This is a genomic window from Rhizobium grahamii CCGE 502, from assembly GCF_000298315.2.
GTDB lineage: Bacteria > Pseudomonadota > Alphaproteobacteria > Rhizobiales > Rhizobiaceae > Rhizobium > Rhizobium grahamii.
Map to the genome: position 1 here is coordinate 234197 of NZ_AEYE02000013.1, position 24389 is coordinate 258585.

Below are 24389 nucleotides of genomic sequence, written 5' to 3' on the forward strand. Positions count from 1 at the left end.
AAGTCGGCGGTCACCATAGCGCCCGCTAATCTTTGTGCAACAGGGCGCACGCAATCGCTGCCGTTGCGCGCGGCGACTTGATCTTCGGAACAACAAGCTCCGCGTTCGGTCCGATCGCCGCAAGCGCAGCGGATTCGGCGACCCCGTGGCATCCCACGCGGGCGAAAACGATCGCTGAAGGATTTTTCAGCCTCGGCGTTTCCTCCTCGAGCCGCACCGCGGCGAAGGTCAGAAGCGGCACTCCGAGCTCATGGGCCGCTTCAAGGATCGCGGGCTCGTTGCTACGCGTATCAATGGATGCAACGGCGGCCAACTCATTCGGGCCGATGCCCGCCGCCGCCAGCGCTGCATCCGCGAGCGCGGTCACCTCCTCTACCCGCGTTCCGCGCTCGCAGCCGAGACCGAGCACATACCGGTGCGCGCCGTCGAAAACATTTCCAGTCACGTGCGACAATGAAACCTGCCCCTGTGTCCACCAAGCCATTGCAGCACACAGCCGGAAATGCAACATGCGCCGCGTACCACGCTCCAGAGTTCCCTCCTTGTCCGATCTTGCTCCTCATCTCATCTTCATGCTGGCCGCGGCCGGCTTTTTTGCTGGCTTCGTCGATTCCATCGCTGGAGGCGGAGGCTTGATTACCGTCCCGGCGATGCTGATTGCAGGCATTCCACCACTTCAGACGCTGGGCACCAACAAGGTGCAGTCGGTATTTGGGGCAGCTTCCGCGACGATCGCCTATGCCCGAAAGGGACATGTTCACCTGCGCACGCAGCTGCCGATGGCGCTGATGGCGGTTCTCGGCGGCTCGCTCGGCGCTGCCTTGGCAACGATCGTGCCCGGTGACGTCTTGCGGGCGATCATGCCGGTCCTTCTCGTGGCAATCGCGCTCTATTTTGCGTTGAAGCCAAATCTCGGTGATGTCGACAAGCATCGCCGCATCACGCCCTTTGTGTTCGGCCTGACGCTGGTGCCTGCCATTGGATTCTACGACGGTGTCTTTGGTCCGGGCACCGGATCGTTCTTCATGCTGTCCTTCGTGTCTCTCGCCGGTTTCGGCATGCTGAAGGCAACGGCGCACACCAAACTTCTGAATTTCGGCTCCAATGTCGGCGCCCTCGTTGTCTTTATTTCCTTCGGGGCGATCATCTGGAAGATCGGGCTGATGATGGGCGTCTGCCAGTTCCTGGGCGCGCAGCTAGGCTCGCGGCTTGCGATGCGCACTGGCGCGCGTCTGATCAAGCCGCTGCTGGTTCTTGTCTGCATCGCCTTCACGATCAAACTCCTTTCCGATCCCGCCAATCCGATTCGCCTTTGGCTTGAAATCTGACGCCACGTCCGATTACCTCCGGCGTAATTGAAGGGGCGCCGGCGCTTCTCCATGATCGCGATGCCTGGACGAACCGGGCGCCAACAGGAGATGATGCAATGACCGATGCGAACACCCTAGCCCAACGCTACATCGCGATCTGGAACGAGACGGAGGTGGCCCGCCGCAGCGCCTTGATCGCGGAAAGCTGGCATGAAGCGGGCACCTATATCGATCCCGTGATGCGCGGCGTAGGCCACGACCAGATCAGCGCGCTTGTTGAAGCCGTGCATGCACGCTTCCCGGGTTTCCGGTTTGCACTTCTCGGTACGGCCGATGGGTATGGCGACAATCTACGCTTTTCCTGGGGCCTCGGACCGACGGGCGCGGATCACGTCATCAAGGGCACTGATTTTGCCGTGCTCGAAGGTGGGCGGCTGAAGACCGTACACGGCTTCATCGATCAGCTTCCGGAAGCCGCGTGATGATGACGCCCGCCCGCTCCCTTGGAGACTATCTCCGCGACTGGCGGCAGAAGCGCCGAATGAGCCAGCTCGACCTCGCGCTCGAGGCCGAAATCTCGCAGAGACATCTCAGCTTCATCGAGAGCGGGCGGTCGATTCCAAGCCGCGACATGCTGCTGCATCTGGCCGAACGGCTCGGCGTGCCGCTGCGCGATCGCAATCCTATGCTGCTTACCGCCGGTTTTGCGCCGCTGTTTTCCGAGCGCTCGCTCGATGATCCGGCGCTCAAACCGGCGCGGCAGGCAGTCGATATGATCCTCAAGGGACACAAGCCCTACCCCGCCCTTGCGATCGACCGGCACTGGACGTTGATTGCCGCCAATGACGCCATCGCCCCGCTTCTTGCCGGTATCGCAGATCGTACTTTGCTCGACGGCCCGATCAACGTCCTCCGCCTCAGCTTGCATCCCCACGGCTTAGCCCCGAAGATTGCCAACCTGCCAGAATGGCGGACCCATCTCCTCGAGCGCCTGCACCAGCAGATTTCGGCTACCGGTGATCCGATCCTCGGCGAATTGCTGAAGGAATTGTCCGCTTACCCGGTCGGCTGCGGCCGCGTGGAGATGAGCAGGAAGGCCGATTATGCCAGTATCGCCGTCCCGCTCGAACTGGAAACAGAAGCAGGCTTGCTCTCGCTTCTTTCGACAACCACCGTTTTCGGCACGCCCGTGGACGTGACGCTCTCCGAACTTGCGATCGAATCCTTCTTCCCCGCCAACGAGCAGACGGCGACGATACTCATGCAAATTGCAAGCGCAAACTCCCAGGCGCCTTGATCAGAACTCCACGCCCGGCTGCCCCTTGATGCCCGAGCGGAACGGATGTTTGATCAGCTCCATCTCGGTCACGAGATCGGCGATCTCGATCAGTTCGTCCTTAGCGTTACGCCCGGTCAGAACGACATGAGTCATATACGGCTTCTCGTTCTTCAGGAACTCCACCACCTCGTTGATATCGAGGTAGTCATAACGGAGCGCGATGTTGATCTCGTCGAGCAGCACCATCGAATTGCGCTCGTCGCGGATGAGCTCCTTCGCCTTTTCCCAGGCGGCACCGGCAGCCGCCACATCGCGCGCGCGATCCTGCGTCTCCCAGGTGAAGCCCTCGCCCATGGTGTGGAACTGGCAGATGTCGGAGAAGTGCTTTTCGATCAGGTCGCGCTCGCCCGTCCACATTGCCCCCTTGATGAACTGCACGACGGCCGAAGGTTTGCCATGCGCGATATGCCGGAAGATCATCCCGAAAGCCGACGACGACTTGCCCTTGCCCTTGCCGGTATGGACGATAACAAGGCCCTTTTCGTCTGTCTTCGTCGCCATGATCTTGTCGCGGGCAGCCTTCTTCTTCGCCATCTTCTCGGCGTGGCGGGCGTCGTCGTGGCCAGCGGTTTCGGTGGTTTCGTCGGTCATCTCAATGTTCCCCGGATGCAAGCTTGCCTTGATGCAAGCCGAATGTATCTGAAAGGTCGAACCGCGCGGAGTTGCTGCGCGGCGTCCAGAGGCTGCGATCGATCGCTTCCAGCAGCCGCTCCTTCATGTCGGCGAAGGCGGCCGGATTCTTCTCGATCATGAAATCGCGAACCTCAGGATCCACCACGAAAGCCTGGTAGACGGCTTCGAAGTGATGGTTGCCTACGGCACCCGTCGTCGCCGCGAAGGCAAACAGGTAATCGACGGTCGCGGCAATCTCGAAGGCACCCTTGTAGCCATGGCGCATGACGCCATCGATCCATTTCGGATTGACGACGCGGCCACGCACGACACGCCCGATCTCTTCCTCCAGCGACCGGATCACCGGCTTCTCGGGCCTCGAATGATCGTTGTGATAGATCGATGGCCGATCACCTGCCAGCATTTCGGCCGCAGCCGCCATCCCACCCTCGAACTGGTAATAGTCGTCGCTGTCGAGAAGATCGTGTTCGCGATTGTCCTGGTTCTGCACGACCGCCTGGATCGAGCGCAGACGTTCTTCGAAGACGCCACGCTCGGCCCGGCCCTCTTCGCCGGCGCCATAGGCGTAGCTTCCCCAGACAAGATAGGCCTCGGCCAGATCGGCGCGACGCTCCCATCCCTTCTCGTCGATCAGCGCCTGCAGACCGGCACCGTAAGCCCCGGGCTTCGAGCCGAAAATGCGATAGCCGGCGCGGCGGCCGGCTTGCACGGCATCCAGTCCAGCGGCTTCAAGTCGGGCCGCCTCACCGCGCATACGCTCGGCAATCGGGTTGTCCGCAGCATCTTCTACCAGCGCCCCGACGGCGCGGATCGCCTTGTCGAACAGCGCGATCTGCTCCGGAAATGCGTCCCGGAAGAAGCCGGAGATACGCAGCGTCACATCGACACGCGGCCGACGCAGCAGCGCGGGCGGAATGATTTCATAGCCGGTGACGCGCCGCGAGGTCATGTCCCACACAGGCTTCACGCCGATCAGGGCAAGAGCCTGGGCAATATCGTCGCCGCCGGTGCGCATGTTCGAGGTGCCCCAGGCGGTCAGGCCAAAGGAGACCGGCCACTCGCCGTGATCCTGTACGTAGCGACGGATCAGGAGTTCCGCCGACTTCTTGCCGAGCTCGTAGGCCGCTGGCGTCGGCACGGCCCGGCTGTCGACCGAGTAGAAATTCCGTCCGGTCGGCAGCACGTCCGGGCGGCCTCGCGTCGGCGCACCGGATGGTCCCGGCGCCACGAAACGGCCGTCGAGCCCTCGAAGCAGGCCTTCGATTTCAGCGGTCCCGCAGGCCAGAATGGCAGGCTTGAGCCACGTTTCGATCTCCGCGAGAACAGCCTTGGTGGCCTCCCAACCTTCCGGATAAGCAAGCTCGCCGGCAACCAGCTGTGCCGCGAGCAGTTCGATCCGCTCGACGGTATCGCCGTTCGTGCGCCATATGGCGTCCGTGGCGCTTACGAGAACATCAGGAAGCGGCCCCGTCCAAACAGCGGCCATGTCGCAATCGAGCGGGTCGAACTCCAATCCGAGATCCGCCGCAATCGCACGCTGGAGGCTGCGGTCACTACCCTGTCCGAGCCCACGCGGAACCCGCGCCAGCGCAACCGTCAAATCCGTCAGCAGCCGGCCCTGCGGCGAGACGCCGAAAACATGCAGGCCATCACGGATCTGCATTTCCTTGAGATCGCAGAGATAGGCATCGAGCTTCTTCAGCGCCTCGGTCTCGCTCTCGCCCTTGTCGATGCCGGCATCGCGATCGAGGCCTATGTCGGCCACGAGATCGAGGATCTGCTTGCTGAGAAGCCGGATGCGGCGCGGATCGCCGCCCGAAGCCTCGTAATACTCGTCCACCAGCGCTTCCAGATCCTTCAGCGGCCCGTAGCTCTCGGCACGCGTCAGCGGTGGCGTCAGGTGATCGATAATGACCGCGGCGGAACGGCGCTTGGCCTGCGTTCCCTCGCCGGGATCGTTGACGATGAAGGGATAGAGATGCGGCATTGGGCCAAGGATGGCCTCCGGGTAGCACTCCTCTGACAGCGCCAGCGCCTTGCCGGGCAGCCATTCGAGATTGCCATGCTTGCCCATGTGAATGACGGCGTGAGCACCGAACTCATGGCGAAGGAAGGCATAGAACGCGAGATAGCCATGCGGCGGCACGAGATCCGGCGAGTGGTAGCTTTCCTTCGGATCGATATTGTAGCCGCGCGCCGGCTGGATGCCGACCAGCACCTCCCCAAGCCGCATGAATGGCAGCGCAAAGGCGCCCTCCACGACATAGGGATCGGCTTCGGGCGCACCCCAGCGCGCGCCGATTTGATCCTGAATCTTTTTCGGAAGACTTCGAAAGAAGGCTTTGTAACGACTCAAGGAAAGCGATTCGCGAACAAGCTTTCCGTCGCTGCCCGAGTTTGTCGGCCCTTCCATCAGGCGCCGGATCAGTTGATCGCCATCGGCAGGCACGTCCGCAACCGCATAGCCGGCGGCACGCATGGCTTTCAGCACCTCGACAGTGCCGGCGGGCGTATCCAGTCCGACGCCGTTGCCGAGCCTGCCATCGCGGTTCGGATAGTTCGCCAGCACTAGCGCGACCCGCCTGTCACTGACGCCGGCAATGCGCAGCTTCGCCCAATTCGCGGCAAGCCTTGCAGTATAGCGCATCCGCTCGATGTCAGGTTCGCTGCCAACAATGTTGGCTTCGACCCTCGCATCATAACGGGCCGCCGATTTGAAGGAGACAGCGCGAGACAGCACCCGACCGTCCACCTCCGGCAGAGCGACGTTCATGCCGAGATCGCGCGCAGAGAGCCCCTGCGAGGACGCCGCCCACGCCTGACGCGACGACGCCGAAAAGATCGCCTGAAGCACGACGGCATCATTGGCCTCGAGCACGGTCGGTTCGCGATCCGCGCCCGGTGCCGACACGGCAAAGCCTGTCGTGTTGATCACCACCTCGGGCTTGATGACATCGAACACGCTTTCCAGAATGCCCTTCGACACCGGATCCTTGAGGCTGTAGGCGAACACCGGCAGCGGCCGGATGCCTTCAGAGAGAAGCGTGTCGACAAGCGCTTCGACTGGCCGTGTCTCGCCGCTCTGCACGAGCGCACGATAGAAGCTGATAGCGACCGTCGGGACACGCGGGTTTTCCCTGGGGGCGCCAAGCCGCTCGTCGCAGGCCGCCTTCCACTCGTCGACGCCAAGCACGCCCTTGCCCGGCCACCATATGCCGGCCTTCATCAGCGGCGATGCCGCCTCCGGCTTCTCCGCGCCTGAGAGCATCGCGCCGGCATAGGCAAGAAACGCCCGAGAATTGCCGTCGCCACCCTCAATGAGATAGGCCCAAAGCGCGTTCAGATCCTCAAGCGGAACATTCGAAAACGGCGTCAAACCCGCATCTGGCTTCGAATCTCCCGGCAACGTGACGATCCGCGCGCCCGATCGCGCCGCTGCAGCATGCAGCGCCTCCAGCGCATAGTGGAAATAGCTCGCGCCACCCAGCGCCCTGACGACGATCAGCTTCGCATGGCGGGCCGTCCGCTCGACGTAGGCGTCGACCGACATCGGGTGCTTCAGGCTCATCAAACTTGCAACCCGCAGCGAGAAACCGAACGCCGCTTCATCATAAGCGGCGGCTATCGCTGCAAGCTCGGTATCGGCAGCCGACAGGAACAGGACGTCGCCGGGAGACTGACCGAGATCGATCGCCTCCTCGCCGTCGCTGATCGTTCCCTGTTGTGCCAGAAGCAGATGCATGGGGCTGCCCTATGCCAGCGCTTCGATCGCCTTGCGCACCGCGGCCTCGTCCATCTCGTGCAGACCGATAACGACGAGGCGGGTACCGCGTGCTTCACCGGGCACCCAGGCGCGATCGAAATAATGGTCGATACGGCTGCCGACCGCCTGCAGCTGCAGACGCATCGGCTTGCCGGGAACGTCGACAAAGCCCTTGAGCCGCAGTACGTCATGCTCGCCGATGATGCCCTTCAGCGCATCCACGAAGGCGGCAGGATCGGCAACAGGGCCAAGCTCGACCACGAAGCTGTCGAACTCGTCGTGATCATGCGGCACACCGTCCTCATGCTCGAGCTCGTGGTGGGACTTGCGATTGACAATATCGCCTTCCGTTCCGACGCCGAGCCCGAGCAGCACGCTTGCCGGAACCTCGCCATTACGCGCCTCGATCATCACGGGCTTGCGGGCGATGCGGGAAGCGACCTCGTCGCGCACGCGGCCAAGGCCGGCGGTGTCGAGAAGGTCGGTCTTGTTGAGCACGATCAGATCGGCGCAGGTCAGCTGGTCCTCGAAAAGCTCCTCGATCGGGCTCTCATGGTCGAGCGACTCGTCTTCGACGCGGCGAGCCTCGACGGCATCATGATCGTCGGCAAAGCGACCGGCAGCGACGGCTGCGCTATCAACAACCGTAACGACACCATCAACGGTGACCTGCGTGCGAATATCAGGCCAGTTGAAGGCCGCAACGAGCGGCTGCGGCAGCGCTAGGCCAGAGGTTTCGATGACGATATGGTCGGGGCGCTGTTCGCGCTCCAGGAGCTTCGTCATCGTCGGAATGAAGTCGTCGGCGACCGTGCAGCAGATGCAGCCATTGGTGAGTTCGATGATATCGTCCTCGGTGCAATTCTCCGCGCCGCAGCCCTTCAGCACCTCGCCGTCGACGCCGAGATCGCCGAACTCGTTGATGATGAGCGCGATCTTCTTGCCGTTGGTGTTGGAGAGCAGATTGCGGATCATCGTCGTCTTGCCGGCGCCGAGGAAGCCGGTGATCACGGTCGCCGGAATTTTCTGCTGGTTCATGAAATTCAACCCTTCATCTTCAGCGGCAGACCTGCCGCGATAAAATACACTTCCGCAGCCTCAGCCGCGATCATTTGATGCAAGCGCCCGGCGTGATCCCGGAACTCCCGCGCCATGCGGTTCTCAGGAACGATGCCGAGGCCGACCTCGTTGGAAACGATGACGAGGCGCGCGCGCGCCGCCGGCAGATACGTGGCAAGCGAGGCAAACTCGGCCTCCATGTCGCGCTCTTCCATCATCAGATTGGTGACCCAAAGCGTCAGGCAATCGACGAGGATCGCGCGCCCCTCGCCGTCGATCGCCCGCAGGCAGCCGACCAAATCGAGAGGCTCTTCGCGGGTATGCCAGAGATCACTGCGGTCAGCCTTGTGCTTGTCGATCCGGGCACGCATCTCGTCGTCCCAGGCGCGCCCCGTCGCCACGTAATGGCGCTCCAGACCGCTCGAGACGACCAGTTGTTCGGCAAAGCGTGATTTTCCCGAGCGCGCACCGCCGAGAACGAAGGTGGCGCCTGACGATATCGGGCTCATGGCAGACGATATCCGATCTGCGGGACGCTGCCGCAAGGAACCGGAATGGCTGCTGCACGCAGCCGAAAACTTTTCTGTTCAGCCATGACAACCTCCGTGCTGGCAGCGGGCATAGCCCAGGAATGGGCTTCTCGCCCGGCACGGTTGGCAGGTCTCCTGGCTCGCGGGTGTTGGCCGCGATCGGGGCGGACCGGAAACCGGTCGCCCCAGATCGTGCCAGCGGATTTTCCTCGCCTTCCCGGCTGCATTTCATGAAAAGGCGGACGATTCGTAGACGTAAGAGGCGTCCTGCCCTGGTTGATCATGATGCACTGCCAGTGACTTTTCCGTCGCCACTTTCGCGCCGCCCGCCTGCACCATTGCAGGCTGTCAGCCGCTTGAAAACAACGCCGGACGGAAAACCCTGACCGCTCTACAGTCGCGGGGTCGGCTATGATGACGGCGCCCGGATTGGGTCCACCGCTTCACATTCCCTTTTCATCCGCACCGATTCAACCGGTCCGGAACCATCCGTTATGAATTTATCGTTAGGCAAGGCCCTTGGTGAAGTCAATCGGAAGTCGGCGTGCGCCTCGGACGTTACACTGCCGGACCTGCTCTCAACACGACCTTCTCTACCATATTTATCGTCTTTTATCAGTCACTTACGTCACAAATAATTGTTGCGAGCGCCGGTCTTTTGCCGCAATTGCGTTGCAAGCGGGTCGCGCCACCGATTTGCCCTTCCCTCCCTTCCACTTGATCGCGCCTACTCCCGCCTAGTTTTCCCGTGATGCTCCTAAGAATCGATATCCGCCGTTTCGGTCCATTCCATACCCTTCTCGACATCGGGCGGATGCGCGCTCTGCTGAGACGCACCGAGCTGGGGATGGTCATCGCGGGCGCGATCGTCGGCATTATCTCCGGACTTGCGGTGACGGGCATGAGCCTCGTTTCCCGCGAAATGCACAGTCTGATCTTCGGAATCAGTGATATAGAGCGGCTGAGTTCCTCGCAGATCGACAACAAGCTGCTGTTGCTGACGGCGCCTGTCTGCGGCGGCATATTACTGGGTCTGATGCTCTTCGTGCTTGCGAAAACGCGCAAGAAGCCAATGGTGGACCCGATCGAGGCAAACGCGCTGCATGGCGGTCGGCTATCGCTCACCGATAGTATTCTGGTGGCGGTCCAGAACCTCATCTCGAACGGCTTCGGCGCTTCAGTGGGCCTGGAAGCTGGCTACACGCAGCTGGCGGCGGGACTGGCCTCGAAGCTTGGACTGAAGCTGCAGCTTCGCCGCTCGGATCTGCGTGTTCTCGTCGGATGCGGTGCCTCGGGTGCGATTGCGGCGGCCTTCAACGCTCCGCTGACCGGCGCCTTCTATGCGTTTGAGCTGATCATCGGCTCATACACCATCGTCTCGCTGACGCCGGTCGTCGTTTCCGCACTGGTATCGACCCAAATTGCACGCCTGCTGGCCGGCAGCGATTTCGTGATCGACGTTGGCGACTTTGGGACCGTCATGCCTGCCGACTATGTTCCGGCTCTGTTGCTCGGTGCATTCTGCGCCGGCGTTGGCATCATGATCATGCAGGGTGTCGCCTGGATCGAGGAATTGGCTCGCCGGAGTTCCATCGCAACGCCGCTACGCCCGGCCCTTGGCGGCATCGTCGTCGGACTACTTGCGCTGATCACGCCGCAGGTGCTGTCGGCCGGTCACGGTGCATTGCACCTCAATCTCGGCCGTGATGTCGCGATCCCGGTGCTTGTCGGCCTCCTTCTTCTCAAGGCATTCGCTTCGGCGATTTCGATCGGTTCTGGTTTCAGAGGCGGCCTGTTCTTCGCGTCCCTGTTCATGGGTGCGCTCCTCGGCAAACTCTTCGCCTATTCGGCCCCCTATTTCGCTCATGCGACGCTGACACCCGTCATCTACGCGGTCGTCGGCATGAGTTCGCTTGCGGTCGCCGTCATCGGTGGACCGTTGACGATGACGTTTCTTGCGCTCGAGATTACCGGCGACTTTCCGATCACGGCGCTCGTCCTTGCGGCGGTGATCACCTCCTCGCTCGTCGTGCGCAGCACCTTCGGTTACTCGTTCGCAACATGGCGCTTCCACCTGCGCGGCGAGAGCATCCGCAGCGCGCACGACGTCGGCTGGATACGCAACCTGACGGTCGATCGGTTGATGCGTGCCGACGTGAAAACGGCGAACGCCGCTCTCACCATCGACGAGTTCAAGGAGCGGTTCCCCATCGGTTCGGCGCAGCGCGTCGTTCTGGTTGATGATACCGGCAAGTACAGCGGCCTGGTGCTCGTCCCCGATATCTACGCGAACCTGACCGACACCGATGAGACAGGCAAGGATCTCGGAGAATTCATCCGCTACAAGAACGACTTCCTGCAGCCGCAGATGAATGCCAAGCAGGCGGCCGCGATCTTTGACAAGACCGAAAGCGAAGCGCTGGCGGTCGTCAATAATCTGATCGAGCGGAAAGTCGTCGGGCAGCTCAGCGAGGCCTACACGCTACGCCGCTACAGCGAAGAACTGGACCGCCGCCGCCGCGAAATCTCCGGCGAGATCTAGCCTAGCAGTTCGTCGAGCCAACGCCGGTCGAGACAGGCCTCGAGCTCGGCTGCAATATCGTCGAGAGCGCTTTCGACGCCAGCACGGTAATCGGCCGTCTCGCCCGCAAGGCCAAAACTCTGCAGCAAGCGGGAACGGTAGGCGTCACTCGCGAAGAGCCCGTGCAGATAGGTGCCGGCGACCCGGCCATCTGCTGACATGGCCCCATCCGGCCTTCCATCAACGATCGCGAACGGACGGCCGCAGTCTTCGCCGGACGTAACGCCGAGGTGGATCTGGTAGCCGGAAAGCGGTGAACCGTCCTCCACCGCCGTTGCGACGCTATTGCGGACTGTCTTTTCGGGCGCCATCTCCGTATCGACGTCAAGCAGCCCCAGCCCTTCTACCTCCAGGGTAGACCCCTCGATGCCGAGGGGATCATGCACCTTGTGTCCGAGCATTTGGTAGCCGCCACAGATGCCGATGACCCGCCCGCCGCGTTTCACATGGGCGAGAAGATCGGCATCCCACGCCTGCGCCCGCATGTCCGCCAAGTCCGCTATCGTTGATTTTGAACCTGGCAAGATCACCAGCCTTGCGTCTCTAGGCAACCGCTCCCCGGCGCGAATAAAAACCAACTCGACATCCGGCTCAGCCCTCAGCGGATCGAGATCGTCGAAATTTGCGATGCGGGAAAAGACCGGCACGGCGATCTTGAGTGCGCCGGTGCTGCCGCGTGCCAGCTTCTCCAACGCAACCGAGTCCTCGGCCGGCAAGCGCGAGGCGTGCTTGAGCCACGGCACGACGCCGAAGCACGGCCATCCGGTAAAGCCCCGCACCGCCTCGATGCCGGCATCGAAGAGCGAAACGTCGCCACGGAACTTGTTGATGATGTAGCCGGATATCATTGCCCGGTCTTCGTCAGGCAAAATCGTGTGGGTGCCGACCAGCGAAGCGATCACGCCGCCACGATCGATGTCACCGACAAGTATCACCGGCACGCCGGCACGGGTCGCAAATCCCATGTTGGCAATGTCGCCCGCCCTGAGGTTGATTTCTGCCGGCGAACCCGCGCCTTCCACGATCACCAGATCCGCCCCGGTAGAAACCTCGGAAAAGCTCTGCATCACGTAATCGAGAAGCGTCGGTTTGAGCTTCTGATAGTCCCGTCCCTTGGCCTGCCCCCAGACCTTGCCCTGGACGATGATCTGGCTGCCATATTCCGATTGCGGCTTGAGCAGCACGGGGTTCATGTGCACCGAGGACGGCACCCGCGCGGCGAGCGATTGCAGCCATTGGGCGCGGCCGATCTCTCCGCCGTCATCAGCAACCGCAGCATTGTTCGACATGTTCTGCGGCTTGAACGGACGAACTGAAAGGCCACGGTTGGCAGCGAGCCTGCAAAGACCCGCGACAAGAACCGTCTTGCCGACATCGGAGCCGGTCCCTTGCAGCATGATGGCCTTGGTCATTGTCGCGAAACTCCGGGGAACTTGACCCGGCCTACAATGGCCTATCTGCTGCGGTCAATTGCAAGTCCTGAAAATGCGAAGGCCGCGTCAACCGTTTCCAGTTGCGCGGCCTGCCGAAATACGCTGGCACATTCGCCCATACACGGCGAAGCTCACGTTCTCCGGGACGCTCTACCTGATCCGGAGAAGCAGCGGTGTCCCCCGCTACGCAACAACAGATAGCGCCACATTGTTACCGGAGGGTTAGCAAGCGATTAAGCAAAGATGAATTTCGCATTTTTCTGACATTTCTTGATGATCCAGGCGTCGCAGGCGACTCCATGGGGAGATCTCGAATACCAGCCGCAGTCATCGGCGGAACTACCATTACCGATTTCAAATCAGGCGCTTAGACTTCCTGCTTCACGCGCAGAAGACAATTGATTTCCGCAGCCGAACGCGTAGGCTGCCCTGCAAGGCGTCAGGACGAACGCCACAGCAACAGCCTGCAAAACAGCAAGAGCCTCCTCCGCAAACTGCGGAACGCCTAGGTTGTAGCCGCGACAGCAAGAATGGGAACGCAAGATGAGATTTCTCTGCACGTCAATCCTGCTTGCCGCAGGGGTTTGTGCAGCCGCCACGACTGCGCAGGCTGCAGAATGCGGCAACGTCACCATCGCTGAAATGAAGTGGGCGTCGGCGGGTATCGCCGCCAACTTCGACAAGTTTATTCTCGAGAAGGGTTACGGCTGCTCGGTCAAGATCGTCCCGGGTGACACGATGCCGACGTTCCTTTCGATGGACGGAAAAGGAGAGCCGGATATCGCTTCCGAATTCTGGATCAATTCGGTGCGCACCGAACTCGATAGTGCGGTCAAGGAGGGCAAGCTGATCCAGGCGGCCGAAATCCTCTCAGAGGGTGCTGTCGAGGGCTGGTGGATTCCAAAATTCATCGCCGACGCCAACCCCGATATCCGCAGCGTCGAGGACGCGCTCAAGCATCCGGAGCTGTTCCCGGCGCCCAGCAACACGTCGCAAGGAGCGGTCCACAGTTGTCCTGTCGGATGGAATTGCCAGATTTCGACATCCAATCTCTTCCGCGCGCTGGGTGCTGAACGGGACGGGTTTCAACTTGTCGAAGCCAGCAGCCCACAAGACCTCGATGATTCCATCGCAAATGCATTCCAGAAAAAGGCCGGCTGGCTTGGCTACTACTGGGCCCCTACCGCCATCCTTGGCAAATACGACATGACACGCCTGAGCTTCGGCGTCGCTCATGACAAGGCAGAGTGGGACAAATGCACCTCGATCCCAGGTTGCGCTCGGCCGCAGGTCAACTCCTACCCGGTCTCGCGCGCCTACACGATTGTCACCAAAGCCTTTGCCGAGCGGGCCGGACCTGCCATGGCTTATCTGAAGCTTCGCTCATGGGACAATACGACGATCAACGAGGTGCTTGCCTGGCAGGACGAAAACCAGAAGAGCAACGAGGAAGCCACGGTGTACTTCCTTCAGAATTATTCGGCCCTATGGACCAAGTGGGTTCCTGCCGACGTGGCAGAAAAGGTCAAGGCCGGGCTCTAGAACGAACAACAATCGCGGCCAATGACAACGTCTTCCCACCGGTGGCATCGGTTTCCTATAAGCACCGACCGCTTGGTCGCCCGAATCGCGCCCATTTGCCCAGACGAGGAAAATATAGATGACATCAGCTCCGTTTCCCGACCGCGACACGATCGCCTCGAAGCTTGCCAGCCTTGACGAACAGGATAAATCCTACGTTGCCTTGCTGATGGAAAATGTGGCGCAGGACGTAACCGTCATTGATGGCCTTCACCGCCATCTGAACAACGCAGCCAGTGCGCCGTTTCTGAATACGCTGAAGCTCGAAAATCTTGGAAAATGGATTGGCGAGACAGCGCCTGCCCGCCTGCAGATACGGCTCACGGAGGCTGCGAAATCCAGCCAGCATCCGGCTTATGTGGCCTTCCGGACTGGGCTTTCGCGTTCCGGCGGGTTGGAAAAGGCCTACCCGCCGGCTGCGATCTGAGGTCTTGTTACCTGGTTGCGGCGCGGCCGACCGAACGACCTGCATCCTGGGTCGCGTTCACCGCGTTTGCCGTATCCCGGCCGATGCCGCGGATCGTATTTCCACACGAGGAAAGTACGAGCAGAATTGCGAGGGCTGAGCCGATCTTGGCCATTGTCGTCATTGCGAAATCCTTCTTTCTTAGTCGTCCGAGCGCGGGCGACTCCCGCCGCGCGCACTAAACCCCGGAGGAAGAAAAAAGGTCACCGCAATCTTGTCAAGCAGCAACAGCCTTGGCTTTTTCGGCAAAGGCAAAGCGGATGCTTTCGGCGACAGCGCGCATCGGGCCGTTCATCTGCGATGCGGTAAGAAGCCGGATATCGAAAGACGCGAGTTCGGGCAATCCCTCCTGCACGCCAAGGATCGTCATCTCGTCGGTGACATAGGAGCGCGGCAACGGCGCGATCGCGAGGTCGGAAACCACGGCCGCACGCTGCGCCATGGTGTGGCCACTGAGGAAAGCAACGCGATAGCCGCGCTTCATGCGCTCAAGTTGCGATATTGCCTCCGAGCGCCAGATGCAGCCATCTTCCCAGATGGAGATCGGCAGCGGCTCGCGACGGTGCGCCGTACCGCACTTGGCGCCGGCCCATATCAGCCGCTCGCGAAACACGATCTCCCCATCCGTCGGCAACGGACGCGTCGCGCAATTGATGAGTGCCAGGTCGAGGCGCTGCTCTTCCATCCGCTTCTTGAGGCCGATGCTCATGTCGATAGTGACGTCGACCATGATGCTCGGGAAGCTTTCGGCAAAGCTTTTCAGAATGCTGGGCAGCAATCGCTCGCCGATATCTTCCGGCGCGCCAAGCCGAACCACACCGCTAAGCTCGGGCATGATGAAGCGCGAAACCGCCTCGTTCGACAGAGCGAGAATGTTGCGCGCATAGGAGAGTAGCGTTTCACCGTGCTGGGTCAGGCTGACCGAGCGCGCATCACGCAGGAAGAGCGTCGCACCGAGTTGCTCCTCCAGCTTCTTGATCTGCATGGAGACAGCCGACGGCGTCCGATAGACGGCTTCCGCGGCGGTCGAAAAATTGCCGGTCTCTGCGATGGCAACGAACGTCCTCAGCACGTCGTTATCAAGCAAAGGAATGGGACGGCGAAAGGGAATGCTCATCGTCACATCTTTCAATTTTTCTGAATTTGAATTCCATATCATTTTGTTTGATTGAAAGTCAACCCGACGGTACCCTTCGATCGTGGCCGCTAAAACCGATGAAAGGAGGCCGCGATGAGCACTCTAAACCTAATCTTTGACATCTTCTACGCATTCAGATCGCGTCAGATCTCACGCCTGACACGCAATCGTACGCGAGATCAACTGGCGCGTCTGCCGAGGCATCTGGCGGATGACCTCGATCTGCAAGCCTTGGGTATGACAGACTCTCGCTGAGCGCCGCTCGGCAACACCTTCAAAGAAACGGTGAAAGGTCCTAATATACGCTCCAGAGCGGTGGCTATGGAGCGGAACGATCATGGCTGTAAATGACGCGTGTTTTCAAGGCGATATCCCTGCGGCCTACGACCGCTACATGGTGCCGATCCTGTTTGACCCTTACGCGGCCGATCTGGCCCAGCGCCTGGCGTCCGTTCATCCGCACCGCGTCCTCGAGGTAGCGGCGGGGTCGGGTGCTCTCACGCGGGCGATATCCGCAGCACTTCCGCACGCCGAAATCATCGCCACCGATTTGAACCAGGCGATGCTGGATGTCGCTGCACGGAGACACCTACCCCGAAGGGCACGTTGTATGGCGCCAGGCCAATGCGTTAAGCCTCCCCTTCCCCGATCAGACCTTTGACGCCGCCGCCAGTCAGTTCGGCGTCATGTTCTTTCCCGACAAACACCGCGCCTACCACGAAATCCTCCGCGTACTGAAGCCGAAGGGAACGTTTCTCTTCAACACTTGGGACACGGTCGAGAGCAACGATTTCGCAGCGGCTGTCAGGACCGCAACTGATGTACTGTTTCCGGATGATCCGCCGGAGTTCTTTCGACGGACGCCACATGGCTATTTCGATCCCGAGACGATCCTGTCCGAGCTCGAGCGCGCCGGCTTCCAGTCGGCGACCTTCGCAAAGGTCGAAAAGACATCCCACACGTCCTCGGCACGCGACGCAGCCACCGCCTTCTGCAGGGGTAGTCCGCTCCGCCTGGAAATCGAAGCACGCCATCCGAAGGTCGATGTCGTGGCACGCGTAACGGAGGCGCTTGAGAAAACCTTCGGCAAGGGGCCGATCGAAGGGCGAATGTCGGCGTTTGTGTTCACCGCCGAGGCACCACGCCAAAACTAGCGATGGGCGCGCCGAGAGGCGGCAGCCTGAACAATGCCTTTGCGGTTCGGAACATCCGAACCGCAGCAACGTTCTTCCTGGGCAGCGCACCCTTTGTCGTTGCACTGACTGCGTTTCCCTCAACTGCAGTCACATAGGCCCGGCGCTGTCCAAACCAGCACCGGGCTTTGCTTGTCGCCACCGGACACACCTCGCCCTTCGTATAATTCAGCAACACCTAAATTATAACTTGAAATCCCGGCTTCGGTCGCGATGATGCTTGCCGTCAGCTTAGGAGGGGATCGATGTCACAGTACCAGGAGACGCGGCGGTTCAAATGCACGGGTGGCGCTGGAAATCCTTGCATCGTGATTGAGCAGATCAGGGTAGCGGATGAGACCATGTCCAGTCCCAGAACGGACTACATGACGGTAGACGGCGACGTCGCCAACCGCCTCGACAAGAAGCACTTCCTGATCCTGATGAAGGGCGAGATTGTCAAGGTTCAAAGGGCCCTGAGGAGAAAGCACTGAGTTCAGCGTTGGCAGCCGTTGGCATGGCGCGCTAACAACTTGCTCCGATGCTCCTGTTAACTCCCCACAGAGCAACAGGCAGATGTCATCATCGCGTCATGTGACGATGATGTCTTAACTCACCGGGCGCTGAGACTCGTTTTCATTCCGGCGCTGTTCACCGCTGGAATGACTGATGCTGTATATCATTGCCGTCGCCGGTGCCCTGTTGGCAGCCAATACCCTCAGTCTTGTTATCGCGGGATGGCGGATTCGATCCCGCCAAGACGAAACGCCAAGCGTTTCCGCCCGTCCGCCCGTCTCAATCGTGATACCCCTTTGCGGGGTGGAACAGTTCTCGCGGGAGACGCTCGAAAGTGCGCTGAGCCTGGATTGGCCCGACTACGAAATCATCTTCTGCGTTGCCGACAAGGCCGATCCGGTAATTGGCGTGGCTGAAGAGGCTCGCCGGGCGAAGCCGCTGACACAGGCGACGGTCCTTGTTGGGGACGATCGCGTCAGCGCAAATCCGAAACTCAACAATTGTGTCAAGGGCTGGAACGCAGCGTTGCACGAATGGGTCGTGCTTGCCGATTCCAACGTTTTGATGCCCAAGGACTATCTCGTGCGCCTGATCGCCGCATGGCGGCCCGATAGTGGACTTGTCTGCTCTACGCCACTTGGCTCCCGTCCCACAGGGTTTTGGGCGGAGGTGGAATGTGCGTTTCTCAACACCCACCAGGCCCGCTGGCAATATGCGGGAGAGGCTCTTGGATTTGGCTTCGCGCAAGGCAAGAGCATGCTGTGGCGAAAGAAGATCCTCAACTCCCACGGTGGCATCCAGGCGCTTGGGGCTGAGATCGCAGAAGATGCCGCGGCCACCAAGCTCGTGAACCGAATGGGCCTCAAGGTGCATCTGGTTGGTGGGCCGTTCGAGCAGCCGTTAGGAAGAAGAACCTTCCGCGAGATATGGGCGAGACAATGCCGCTGGGCGCGGCTGAGACGCGTGACTTTCCCGCATTTCTTCGCCCCGGAGATCCTGTTAGGCGTGGTTCCTCCCCTATCACTGTGCGTGTGCGCCGCGTCCGTTTCCGGCGCCAGTCTTTCCATCACAGCTGTCGCGGTCTTATGCGTTGCCTACATACCGGAACTTCTTCTTGCCGCCCGCAAGAATTGGCACCTCTCACCGATATCGCTCGTTGCAATGGTGACGCGTGATGTCTTGTTGCCTGCCATCTGGATCAGGAGTTGGTTGGCCGGAAGCTTCGATTGGCGCGGAAACAGGATGGTGATCGGATCAAACGGGTCTCGCCTCGAAGCCGGTGTGGCTGAGCCAATTGCCAGCCCCTAGCAATCGACCCCCACACTCATCCGCGGCGTCGTCACCTCAGACCTGAAAATTCTCCGGAAGCACCAACCTAGCGCTTCGCCTGCAAGTCGATCACATTCGTTCCTACCATCCGGTCGAATGCGTCCTTGGTCATGGGCTTCGACAGGAGATATCCTTGCAGGTGATCGCAACCGAGTTCTTTCAGGATTGCCCGCTGCTCTTCGGTCTCAACGCCTTCAGCCGTTGTCTTCAAGCCCTTAGCCCGCGCCAGCCTTATCATCGCCTCGACAATAGCCCGATTGCCAGCCTCCTGGCTATCGAAGCCGTCCACGAAGCTCTTGTCGATCTTGATACGGTCGACGGCGACATATTGCAGGCGACCGAAGCCGGAAAAGCCCGTGCCAAAATCGTCCAGCGCAATGCGGACACCGACAGAGCGGAGGGCCTCGATGTTGCGCTGGCATTCCCCTGCACTATCGAGCAGCGTGCCCTCGGTTATTTCGATCTCCAGCCGCGCGGGATCGATCTTATGCTTGTTCACGGCCGCGATGACCCTCAGCGCATACGCCTCGTTTCGCAACTCGAGCGGTGAGGCGTTGATCGCGATCTCCAGATCCGGCCAGCGCTGCGCTGCCAGGCAGGCCTCTTCAAGAACAAGATCGCCCAGCTGGGTGATGACGCCGCATTCTTCGGCGATGGGAATGAACACCTCCGGGCTGATAAGACCTCGTGCGGGGTGCTTCCATCGAAGCAGCGCCTCGGCGCCATACAGGGCTCCGTTCGGGGCAGCGTAGACGGGTTGAAAATAGACCTCGAGATCTCTGCGATTCCGGACCGCGAGCCGCAAGTCGCCTTCGAGTTCGCGGCGATCTTGCACGAGGTCATCCATATGAGGACCAAAGATCGCAAAGCGGTTTCTGCCCGCAGCCTTTGCATTGTAGAGCGCGATGTCAGCTTTCCGCGTCAGATCGGATGGATCAACATCACGTCCGACGCCGATCACGACGCCAATGCTCGCACCAATGCTGATTGGCGTTCCGTTGATCTCGAATGGACGCCGCATGGAGTCGATGACTTGCTCACACAACCGCGAAACCTGGTCGCTCGTAACGTTGGTCACGACCGCGGTAAATTCATCCCCTCCGAGCCTGCCCACGACGCTGCCCGGGAAAATCCCGCGCAACCTCTCCGCCACCAGCACTAGGAGACGATCGCCAACCGGGTGCCCCATCGTGTCGTTGACCTGTTTGAACCGATCAAGGTCCATGAACAGAACCGCGTTCGACTGCGTCGTGGCAGATCCGGAGATCACTGTCGCCAGATGCTCGGCGAACCACGCCCGGTTCGCCAATCCCGTGAGAGTGTCGTGGCGAGCGAGATGTTCAAGCGCGGCCCTGCTCTGCCGAAGTTTTCGATTTCGCACACCAACCATGGCCCCCATCCCGGCCAGCGCGACGAACACCGATACGCCCACAGCGCCTAGGGCTGGGCGAACCGACTGCGCGACGGCTTCGCCGGGAGCAAACGGACGCCAGGAGAAGTATCCGAACTCTCTCCCATCGGCACTTCTCGTTGCGGCGAACGATCGATCCTCATCACTCGATTTCGCCCAGGCAAAGGTGAGGTCATCAAACTGGTACTCGTTCGACACCCTCGCCAAAAAGCTGCCGTCGAGGTAGCGGACGGCGACATGCAAATAGATCTCGGAAGGATTCTGCTCGATGTTGCCAGTGTCGGAGATGATCGGTTTCACGCTGACTATTGCCGGGTGGTTGTTGACGACAGAAAGATCGCTTTCCCCAATGCTCAAGACCTGATCTGAAATCCCGGTGTCGTCGCCGGCGACAAGCCTTGCGCGCAGCCTTTCCGCCAACGGCGCTATGACATCGCGAACCTGTTGGTACGCCTTCGCCGAATCCGCCTCGTCGGAAGCGAACACGTGGACTGCACGGTCATCCGGAGCGATCACATAGGCCCGGTCGTGCTGGAAGTAGGTGAACATCCACTTGCCAAGGTTCGCCTGCATCCATTCGGCATTGTCATCGCGCACGTTTCTGATCGCATCGTCCCAGACGGTTGAACTTTCCTGGTCGTGGGCCACTGCCGCCTGCATTTTTGAAATGAGCGTCTCGGCGAGATGCGTTTGACGCTCGGCGGCGATCTTGTCGCTCCGTTCGGTAGCAAGCTCAAGAACCGCGAAGAGCCCGGTATAAATCGACAGCGCAGCGACGAGAGGAAGAACGAGGACCAGCAGAAGCGGTCGGACTTGCGCGTATTTCATACTCGGGGCCCTTTCTAGCGTCGGTCCTAGCACATGAACATTAAGGCGCGCTTACATTCTATCAAACCGAAATTCCTGGTATGCAGTGAAGAACCATCCGCGTCCGCTGGCGTCAGCCTCTGCTGTACGCACAACAGCCTCAGCCGTTCGCCGCCCGGACGATCGAAAAGCGCTTTAGGTGGCGCGCGGTCTTCCGGCCTTTCCTATTCCGTCCAGACAGCGACGCCAATGGGCGTCAGTATACGCTCACCGACATGGAAAACGGCCTCGGTGGCCGCGGGCACCTCCGCCGAAACTTTGCCGAAATTGAAGGCGAAGTGAAGTGGACCGCGCCGGCTCACGCGCAGATCGCCAAGATCGGGCTGCCGCGCAACTCCCGCCCAGTCCAAGGTGTCGCCGATCACCTTCATCAGCAGGTCGCCTTGTGCCACGACCGCGAGATAGCGCGCCTTGCTATTGCCGACGAGCGCCGGTGCGCCATCGCGATATTCTCCCGAAAAGCTGGCGAGAACTGGTTCGCTTGTTCGGATCGTTTCGCGCCAAACGCTGGCGGGATAAGTCTCGTTGCCATGCAGCACCGATTCGATGTGAAATTCGGGCAAAGACTCGACCCGCACCACCTGCATATCCAAAAGCGCGTTCAACGGGCCCGGCGGCAAACTGGTCGGAATTTGAAGATTAGGTGTCTTGCTGCCGCTGCGCGGGCCGAAGAGAGCTTTGGCTCCGCACTGCGCAAGCCGTTCGACAAACACTGCGTCGACGATTAGCAGATCGGGCGCGAAAACCGCCGCGTAGCCGTCGAGGTCGCAATGCTGTCCGACAATATCGACATCGATCCCGTAGCGCGACAGCGCGGCATACCAGTCAAGCCCGATGGCGGTTGCGTCGTAGCTGCGGCCTTGCGGCAGGGCGCGGCTCGCCCATCGCGAGGGGTAGTCGACCACCAGCGCAACTTCCGCCTTTTTCCGGCGCGCGCCAGCGGGCAAGCGGGCGATCTCGGCGATAACCTGCGCCACTTCCTGATACCCCTGGTCCGGCTCGCCGTTCGGCAGTAGCAGGGCTGAATGGAACTGCTCCTGGGCGTAGTGGATCTGGCGCCAGCGGAAGTAGGACACCATGTCGGCGCCGTGGGCGTAGGCAAGCCATGTCCACAAACGCACCATGCCATCGGCAGGCGCCTGGTTGTGAGAGGCCCAGTTGACCGGTCCTGGCTGCTGCTCCATCACCCAGACGCGTCCGCGCCCGACAGCCCGGTAGAGATCATGATAAAACGCTGTCTGGTCGGGATCGCCGGTACGCAAGTAACGCGCCTTGTTGTCGTCAGACAGTCGGCCGTTCAGCAGTCCGCCCATTGGATAGACGTCCCACGAGGCGATATCGATGTCGGCGCCGACCTCGTAGTGGTCAAAGTCAAAATTGTTCGACATGAAGTTGTGCGTCACCGGGCGTCCCGGCGCATGGCGGCGCAACAGATCGGCCTGCATGCCGTTGAAGCTTTTCACCTGGTCGGACGAGAAGCGAATGAAATCGACGAGATGTGTCGGGCTCGGCTCTTCAACCAGATTGTTCGGCAGTTCGATCTCCTCGAACGCGCCGTAGCGCATCGACCAGAAATTCGTGCCCCAAGCTGCGTTGAGTGCGTCAATGGTGCCGTAGCGCTCGGCAAGCCACAGGCGAAAGGCTCGCTCGGCTTCCTTCGAATAGCTGTAGACCGTGTCGTGGTCGCCATATTCGTTGTCGATCTGCCATGCGTACACGAAAGGATGCGTGCCGTAGCGCTTGGCCATCGCTTCGACAATGCGAGCAGCCTCCTGGCGATAACGGCGGCTGGAGAAACAGTAATGGCGGCGCGCACCAAACTTGCGAACAGTGCCTTTTGTATCGACCGGCAGAATATCGGGATAGAGATCCACCAACCATTTTGGCGGCGCGGCGGTCGGTGTTCCGAGAATGACTTTCAGCCCTGCCCGGCCAAGCACATCGATCGCCTCGTCCAACCATTCCCAGCGCAGATCACCGGGGCGCGGTTCCATATGCGCCCAGGCAAACTCGCCCACGCGAACCCAGGAAAGACCCAACTCCTTCATGCGGCGCGCATCGTCCTGCCACTTCTCGCGCGGCCATTGTTCGGGGTAATAGCAGACGCCGAGTTCCAGCCTGTCGCTTTGCATCTGGTCGGGCTGAAAAGGTATCGGGGCAATCATAAACGCGGCAGTCCTTGTCGTCTTGGGTCGTGGGCATCCAACTTGGGGCGAAAATCTTCAGCGGTCCGACGGCAGCCGATCGTCGCAGCGCTCGATCAGGTCGGGCATCAAAAGAGTTTGCAACGCCTCGGGAGGCTCGCCCTCCATACGCCGCAGGATGGAGGTGCCAAGCAGCGCGCTCGGCTCACTGATCGGCAGGAAGAATGTGGTGATCGGCGGCGCGAAGTACTGGCTGACATTGAGGTCGTCGGTCGCATTGATGACCGCGTCTCGGCCGTGCACGAGGCCCCGGGCATGAAAGCCGGACAAGGCCCCGAGTGCCGCCGCTTCGTTGGCGCAGATATAAGCGGTCGGCGGATCCGGAAGTTTCGACATGGCAAGGACGCTCTCGCGGCCGAAGGCGGGCGTTAGATGTCCATGGGAGACAAGCGCCGGGTCGAAGGGCAGCCCCGCCGTTTCCAGCGCCAAGCGATAGGCGTCCAACCGGGTGATCGCATAGGTGAGCTCCACCGCCGGATTGACGAGCGCGATGCGACGATGACCGCGCCCAACGAGGCGGCTCATGCAAAGACGGATCATCTGCTCGTTGTCGGCATCGACAAAAGCGTGCGGCGCGTTGTGCATCGTCGTGCCATAGGTGACGAAGGGGAAATCGGCCTCCTGCATCAGCCGTATCCGTGGATCTTCCGCGCGCGTGCCGGAGAAAATGATGCCGTCTGCCTTCTTCAGCGTGACGATCTGCTTGATGGTGGCGAGGCTCTCCTCGAAATTGCGCACGGCGTAGAGCGAGACGCGGTAAGGGCTCTCTTCCAGAGCCCAGGAAATGCCGCTGAGCAACTGGGCGTACTCGACGCCTTCCCATTCGTTCTGGCGAGGACCGGGCGCCGACATGATCGCCGCCACCTGGTAGGTCTTGCCCGTGCGCAGCTGCACCCCATGCATGTTGAGCTCGTAGCCAACCCGTTCGGCCGCCGCGAGGACAACGGCGCGCGTCTCCGGGCGGACTTGCGGCGAATTGTTGAGCGCCTTCGATACCGTGGCGATCGACAACCCGGTCTCTTGCGCAATCGTCTTGATCGTGGCTCTTTGCATCCGC

Annotated in this window: 22 protein-coding genes and 1 riboswitch; of the genes, 11 read left to right on the plus strand and 11 right to left on the minus strand. The window is 60.8% G+C overall.

Translation table 11 applies throughout. The annotated features are described in order from the left end of the window. Nucleotides 1-25: 25 nt before the first annotated feature. Nucleotides 26-454, minus strand: coding sequence for a cobalamin biosynthesis protein (locus RGCCGE502_RS11305; RefSeq protein ID WP_016554295.1), 429 nt, complete (start codon nt 452-454; stop codon nt 26-28). A gap of 88 nt (nt 455-542) precedes the next feature. Between RGCCGE502_RS11305 and RGCCGE502_RS11310 the strand changes: the two genes are divergently transcribed. From RGCCGE502_RS11310 to RGCCGE502_RS11320, 3 genes are all read left to right on the plus strand, one after another. Further along, entirely contained in the window at nt 543-1328 is a 786-nt protein-coding gene (locus tag RGCCGE502_RS11310; protein WP_016554296.1) for a TSUP family transporter, read from the plus strand. 98 nt (nt 1329-1426) lie between these two features. Further along, nucleotides 1427-1792 (plus strand): nuclear transport factor 2 family protein, encoded by a 366-nt coding sequence (locus RGCCGE502_RS11315; RefSeq protein ID WP_016554297.1) that lies wholly within the window; start codon nt 1427-1429, stop codon nt 1790-1792. A 2-nt stretch (nt 1793-1794) separates the two neighbouring features. Beyond that, a complete protein-coding gene (locus tag RGCCGE502_RS11320; protein ID WP_176705693.1) occupies nt 1795-2607 on the plus strand; it encodes a helix-turn-helix domain-containing protein in 813 nt (270 codons plus the stop codon). On the opposite strand, the gene cobO is transcribed toward RGCCGE502_RS11320, so the two are convergent. From cobO to cobU, 4 genes are read right to left on the minus strand one after another with little or no spacing between them, the layout of a single operon-like run. Continuing rightward, nucleotides 2608-3240 (minus strand): cob(I)yrinic acid a,c-diamide adenosyltransferase, encoded by a 633-nt coding sequence (gene cobO / locus RGCCGE502_RS11325; protein WP_016554299.1) that lies wholly within the window; start codon nt 3238-3240, stop codon nt 2608-2610. Between the two features lies 1 nt (nt 3241). Continuing rightward, a complete protein-coding gene (cobN, locus tag RGCCGE502_RS11330; protein ID WP_016554300.1) occupies nt 3242-7024 on the minus strand; it encodes a cobaltochelatase subunit CobN in 3783 nt (1260 codons plus the stop codon). A 9-nt stretch (nt 7025-7033) separates the two neighbouring features. Further along, nucleotides 7034-8083 carry a cobalamin biosynthesis protein CobW gene (gene cobW, locus RGCCGE502_RS11335; protein ID WP_016554301.1) on the minus strand — a complete coding sequence of 350 codons (1050 nt, stop codon included), beginning with the start codon at nt 8081-8083 and terminating at the stop codon, nt 7034-7036. A 5-nt stretch (nt 8084-8088) separates the two neighbouring features. Continuing rightward, nucleotides 8089-8613, minus strand: a complete 525-nt coding sequence (cobU, locus tag RGCCGE502_RS11340) for a bifunctional adenosylcobinamide kinase/adenosylcobinamide-phosphate guanylyltransferase (RefSeq protein WP_016554302.1) — start codon at nt 8611-8613, stop codon at nt 8089-8091. Nucleotides 8614-8742: 129 nt separating this feature from the next. Beyond that, nucleotides 8743-9139, minus strand: a riboswitch (cobalamin riboswitch). 246 nt (nt 9140-9385) lie between these two features. Between cobU and RGCCGE502_RS11345 the strand changes: the two genes are divergently transcribed. Next, nucleotides 9386-11176 (plus strand): chloride channel protein, encoded by a 1791-nt coding sequence (locus tag RGCCGE502_RS11345; RefSeq protein ID WP_016554303.1) that lies wholly within the window; start codon nt 9386-9388, stop codon nt 11174-11176. Here RGCCGE502_RS11345 and RGCCGE502_RS11350 read toward each other — a convergent pair. Beyond that, on the minus strand, nt 11173-12627 hold the full coding sequence (locus RGCCGE502_RS11350; protein ID WP_016554304.1) for a cobyric acid synthase: 1455 nt from the start codon (nt 12625-12627) through the stop codon (nt 11173-11175). The genes RGCCGE502_RS11345 and RGCCGE502_RS11350 overlap by 4 nt on opposite strands. A 564-nt stretch (nt 12628-13191) precedes the next feature. On the opposite strand from RGCCGE502_RS11350, the gene RGCCGE502_RS11355 reads away from it, so the two are divergent. Both RGCCGE502_RS11355 and RGCCGE502_RS11360 read left to right on the plus strand, forming a co-directional pair. Further along, the gene (locus RGCCGE502_RS11355) at nt 13192-14190 is read left to right on the plus strand and encodes a glycine betaine ABC transporter substrate-binding protein (RefSeq protein WP_016554305.1); all 999 of its coding nucleotides are present in this window, start codon (nt 13192-13194) and stop codon (nt 14188-14190) included. A 118-nt stretch (nt 14191-14308) separates the two neighbouring features. Continuing rightward, nucleotides 14309-14656, plus strand: a complete 348-nt coding sequence (locus tag RGCCGE502_RS11360; RefSeq protein ID WP_016554306.1) for a hypothetical protein — start codon at nt 14309-14311, stop codon at nt 14654-14656. A gap of 7 nt (nt 14657-14663) precedes the next feature. On the opposite strand, the gene RGCCGE502_RS11365 is transcribed toward RGCCGE502_RS11360, so the two are convergent. Both RGCCGE502_RS11365 and RGCCGE502_RS11370 read right to left on the minus strand, forming a co-directional pair. Then, nucleotides 14664-14819, minus strand: coding sequence for an entericidin domain-containing protein (locus RGCCGE502_RS11365; protein WP_007788385.1), 156 nt, complete (start codon nt 14817-14819; stop codon nt 14664-14666). 93 nt (nt 14820-14912) lie between these two features. Then, nucleotides 14913-15854 carry a LysR family transcriptional regulator gene (locus RGCCGE502_RS11370; RefSeq protein ID WP_176705688.1) on the minus strand — a complete coding sequence of 314 codons (942 nt, stop codon included), beginning with the start codon at nt 15852-15854 and terminating at the stop codon, nt 14913-14915. Between the two features lie 72 nt (nt 15855-15926). Here RGCCGE502_RS11370 and RGCCGE502_RS37760 point away from each other — a divergent pair, with 72 nt between their 5' ends. The 5 genes from RGCCGE502_RS37760 (at nt 15927) to RGCCGE502_RS11385 (ending at nt 18829) form a co-directional block, all read left to right on the plus strand. Next, nucleotides 15927-16088 (plus strand): hypothetical protein, encoded by a 162-nt coding sequence (locus RGCCGE502_RS37760; RefSeq protein WP_206742492.1) that lies wholly within the window; start codon nt 15927-15929, stop codon nt 16086-16088. A 139-nt stretch (nt 16089-16227) separates the two neighbouring features. Next, the gene (locus RGCCGE502_RS38740) at nt 16228-16494 is read left to right on the plus strand and encodes a class I SAM-dependent methyltransferase (protein ID WP_016554308.1); all 267 of its coding nucleotides are present in this window, start codon (nt 16228-16230) and stop codon (nt 16492-16494) included. Continuing rightward, nucleotides 16403-16987, plus strand: a complete 585-nt coding sequence (locus RGCCGE502_RS11375; protein WP_016554309.1) for a class I SAM-dependent methyltransferase — start codon at nt 16403-16405, stop codon at nt 16985-16987. Before RGCCGE502_RS38740 ends, RGCCGE502_RS11375 begins: the two co-directional genes overlap by 92 nt. A gap of 380 nt (nt 16988-17367) precedes the next feature. After that, entirely contained in the window at nt 17368-17499 is a 132-nt protein-coding gene (locus tag RGCCGE502_RS38745; protein ID WP_259128203.1) for a hypothetical protein, read from the plus strand. 175 nt (nt 17500-17674) lie between these two features. Then, a complete protein-coding gene (locus RGCCGE502_RS11385; RefSeq protein WP_016554311.1) occupies nt 17675-18829 on the plus strand; it encodes a ceramide glucosyltransferase in 1155 nt (384 codons plus the stop codon). 67 nt (nt 18830-18896) lie between these two features. Here RGCCGE502_RS11385 and RGCCGE502_RS11390 read toward each other — a convergent pair whose 3' ends face one another. The 3 genes from RGCCGE502_RS11390 to RGCCGE502_RS11400 all read right to left on the minus strand — a co-directional run bounded on the left by RGCCGE502_RS11390 (nt 18897) and on the right by RGCCGE502_RS11400 (nt 24385). Then, the gene (locus RGCCGE502_RS11390) at nt 18897-21089 is read right to left on the minus strand and encodes a putative bifunctional diguanylate cyclase/phosphodiesterase (RefSeq protein ID WP_016554312.1); all 2193 of its coding nucleotides are present in this window, start codon (nt 21087-21089) and stop codon (nt 18897-18899) included. Between the two features lie 203 nt (nt 21090-21292). Then, complete coding sequence (locus RGCCGE502_RS11395) at nt 21293-23293, minus strand: beta-galactosidase (RefSeq protein WP_016554313.1); 2001 nt, start codon at nt 23291-23293, stop codon at nt 21293-21295. A 57-nt stretch (nt 23294-23350) separates the two neighbouring features. Beyond that, nucleotides 23351-24385 carry a LacI family DNA-binding transcriptional regulator gene (locus RGCCGE502_RS11400; protein ID WP_016554314.1) on the minus strand — a complete coding sequence of 345 codons (1035 nt, stop codon included), beginning with the start codon at nt 24383-24385 and terminating at the stop codon, nt 23351-23353. Nucleotides 24386-24389: the final 4 nt, after the last annotated feature.

Bases quoted from the DNA above. Each gene is read 5' to 3' on its own strand.
- cobU (WP_016554302.1), bottom strand. From the start codon at position 8,613: ATGAGCCCGATATCGTCAGGCGCCACCTTCGTTCTCGGCGGTGCGCGC.
- RGCCGE502_RS11400 (WP_016554314.1), bottom strand. From the start codon at position 24,385: ATGCAAAGAGCCACGATCAAGACGATTGCGCAAGAGACCGGGTTGTCG.
- RGCCGE502_RS11395 (WP_016554313.1), bottom strand. From the start codon at position 23,293: ATGATTGCCCCGATACCTTTTCAGCCCGACCAGATGCAAAGCGACAGG.
- RGCCGE502_RS11365 (WP_007788385.1), bottom strand. From the start codon at position 14,819: ATGACGACAATGGCCAAGATCGGCTCAGCCCTCGCAATTCTGCTCGTA.
- RGCCGE502_RS11320 (WP_176705693.1), top strand. From the start codon at position 1,795: ATGACGCCCGCCCGCTCCCTTGGAGACTATCTCCGCGACTGGCGGCAG.
- RGCCGE502_RS38745 (WP_259128203.1), top strand. From the start codon at position 17,368: ATGTCCAGTCCCAGAACGGACTACATGACGGTAGACGGCGACGTCGCC.
- RGCCGE502_RS11350 (WP_016554304.1), bottom strand. From the start codon at position 12,627: ATGACCAAGGCCATCATGCTGCAAGGGACCGGCTCCGATGTCGGCAAG.
- cobW (WP_016554301.1), bottom strand. From the start codon at position 8,083: ATGAACCAGCAGAAAATTCCGGCGACCGTGATCACCGGCTTCCTCGGC.
- RGCCGE502_RS11390 (WP_016554312.1), bottom strand. From the start codon at position 21,089: ATGAAATACGCGCAAGTCCGACCGCTTCTGCTGGTCCTCGTTCTTCCT.
- cobN (WP_016554300.1), bottom strand. From the start codon at position 7,024: ATGCATCTGCTTCTGGCACAACAGGGAACGATCAGCGACGGCGAGGAG.
- RGCCGE502_RS11385 (WP_016554311.1), top strand. From the start codon at position 17,675: ATGCTGTATATCATTGCCGTCGCCGGTGCCCTGTTGGCAGCCAATACC.
- RGCCGE502_RS11345 (WP_016554303.1), top strand. From the start codon at position 9,386: ATGCTCCTAAGAATCGATATCCGCCGTTTCGGTCCATTCCATACCCTT.
- RGCCGE502_RS11375 (WP_016554309.1), top strand. From the start codon at position 16,403: ATGTCGCTGCACGGAGACACCTACCCCGAAGGGCACGTTGTATGGCGC.
- RGCCGE502_RS11355 (WP_016554305.1), top strand. From the start codon at position 13,192: ATGAGATTTCTCTGCACGTCAATCCTGCTTGCCGCAGGGGTTTGTGCA.
- cobO (WP_016554299.1), bottom strand. From the start codon at position 3,240: ATGACCGACGAAACCACCGAAACCGCTGGCCACGACGACGCCCGCCAC.
- RGCCGE502_RS11315 (WP_016554297.1), top strand. From the start codon at position 1,427: ATGACCGATGCGAACACCCTAGCCCAACGCTACATCGCGATCTGGAAC.
- RGCCGE502_RS11370 (WP_176705688.1), bottom strand. From the start codon at position 15,854: ATGATATGGAATTCAAATTCAGAAAAATTGAAAGATGTGACGATGAGC.
- RGCCGE502_RS38740 (WP_016554308.1), top strand. From the start codon at position 16,228: ATGGTGCCGATCCTGTTTGACCCTTACGCGGCCGATCTGGCCCAGCGC.
- RGCCGE502_RS37760 (WP_206742492.1), top strand. From the start codon at position 15,927: ATGAGCACTCTAAACCTAATCTTTGACATCTTCTACGCATTCAGATCG.
- RGCCGE502_RS11360 (WP_016554306.1), top strand. From the start codon at position 14,309: ATGACATCAGCTCCGTTTCCCGACCGCGACACGATCGCCTCGAAGCTT.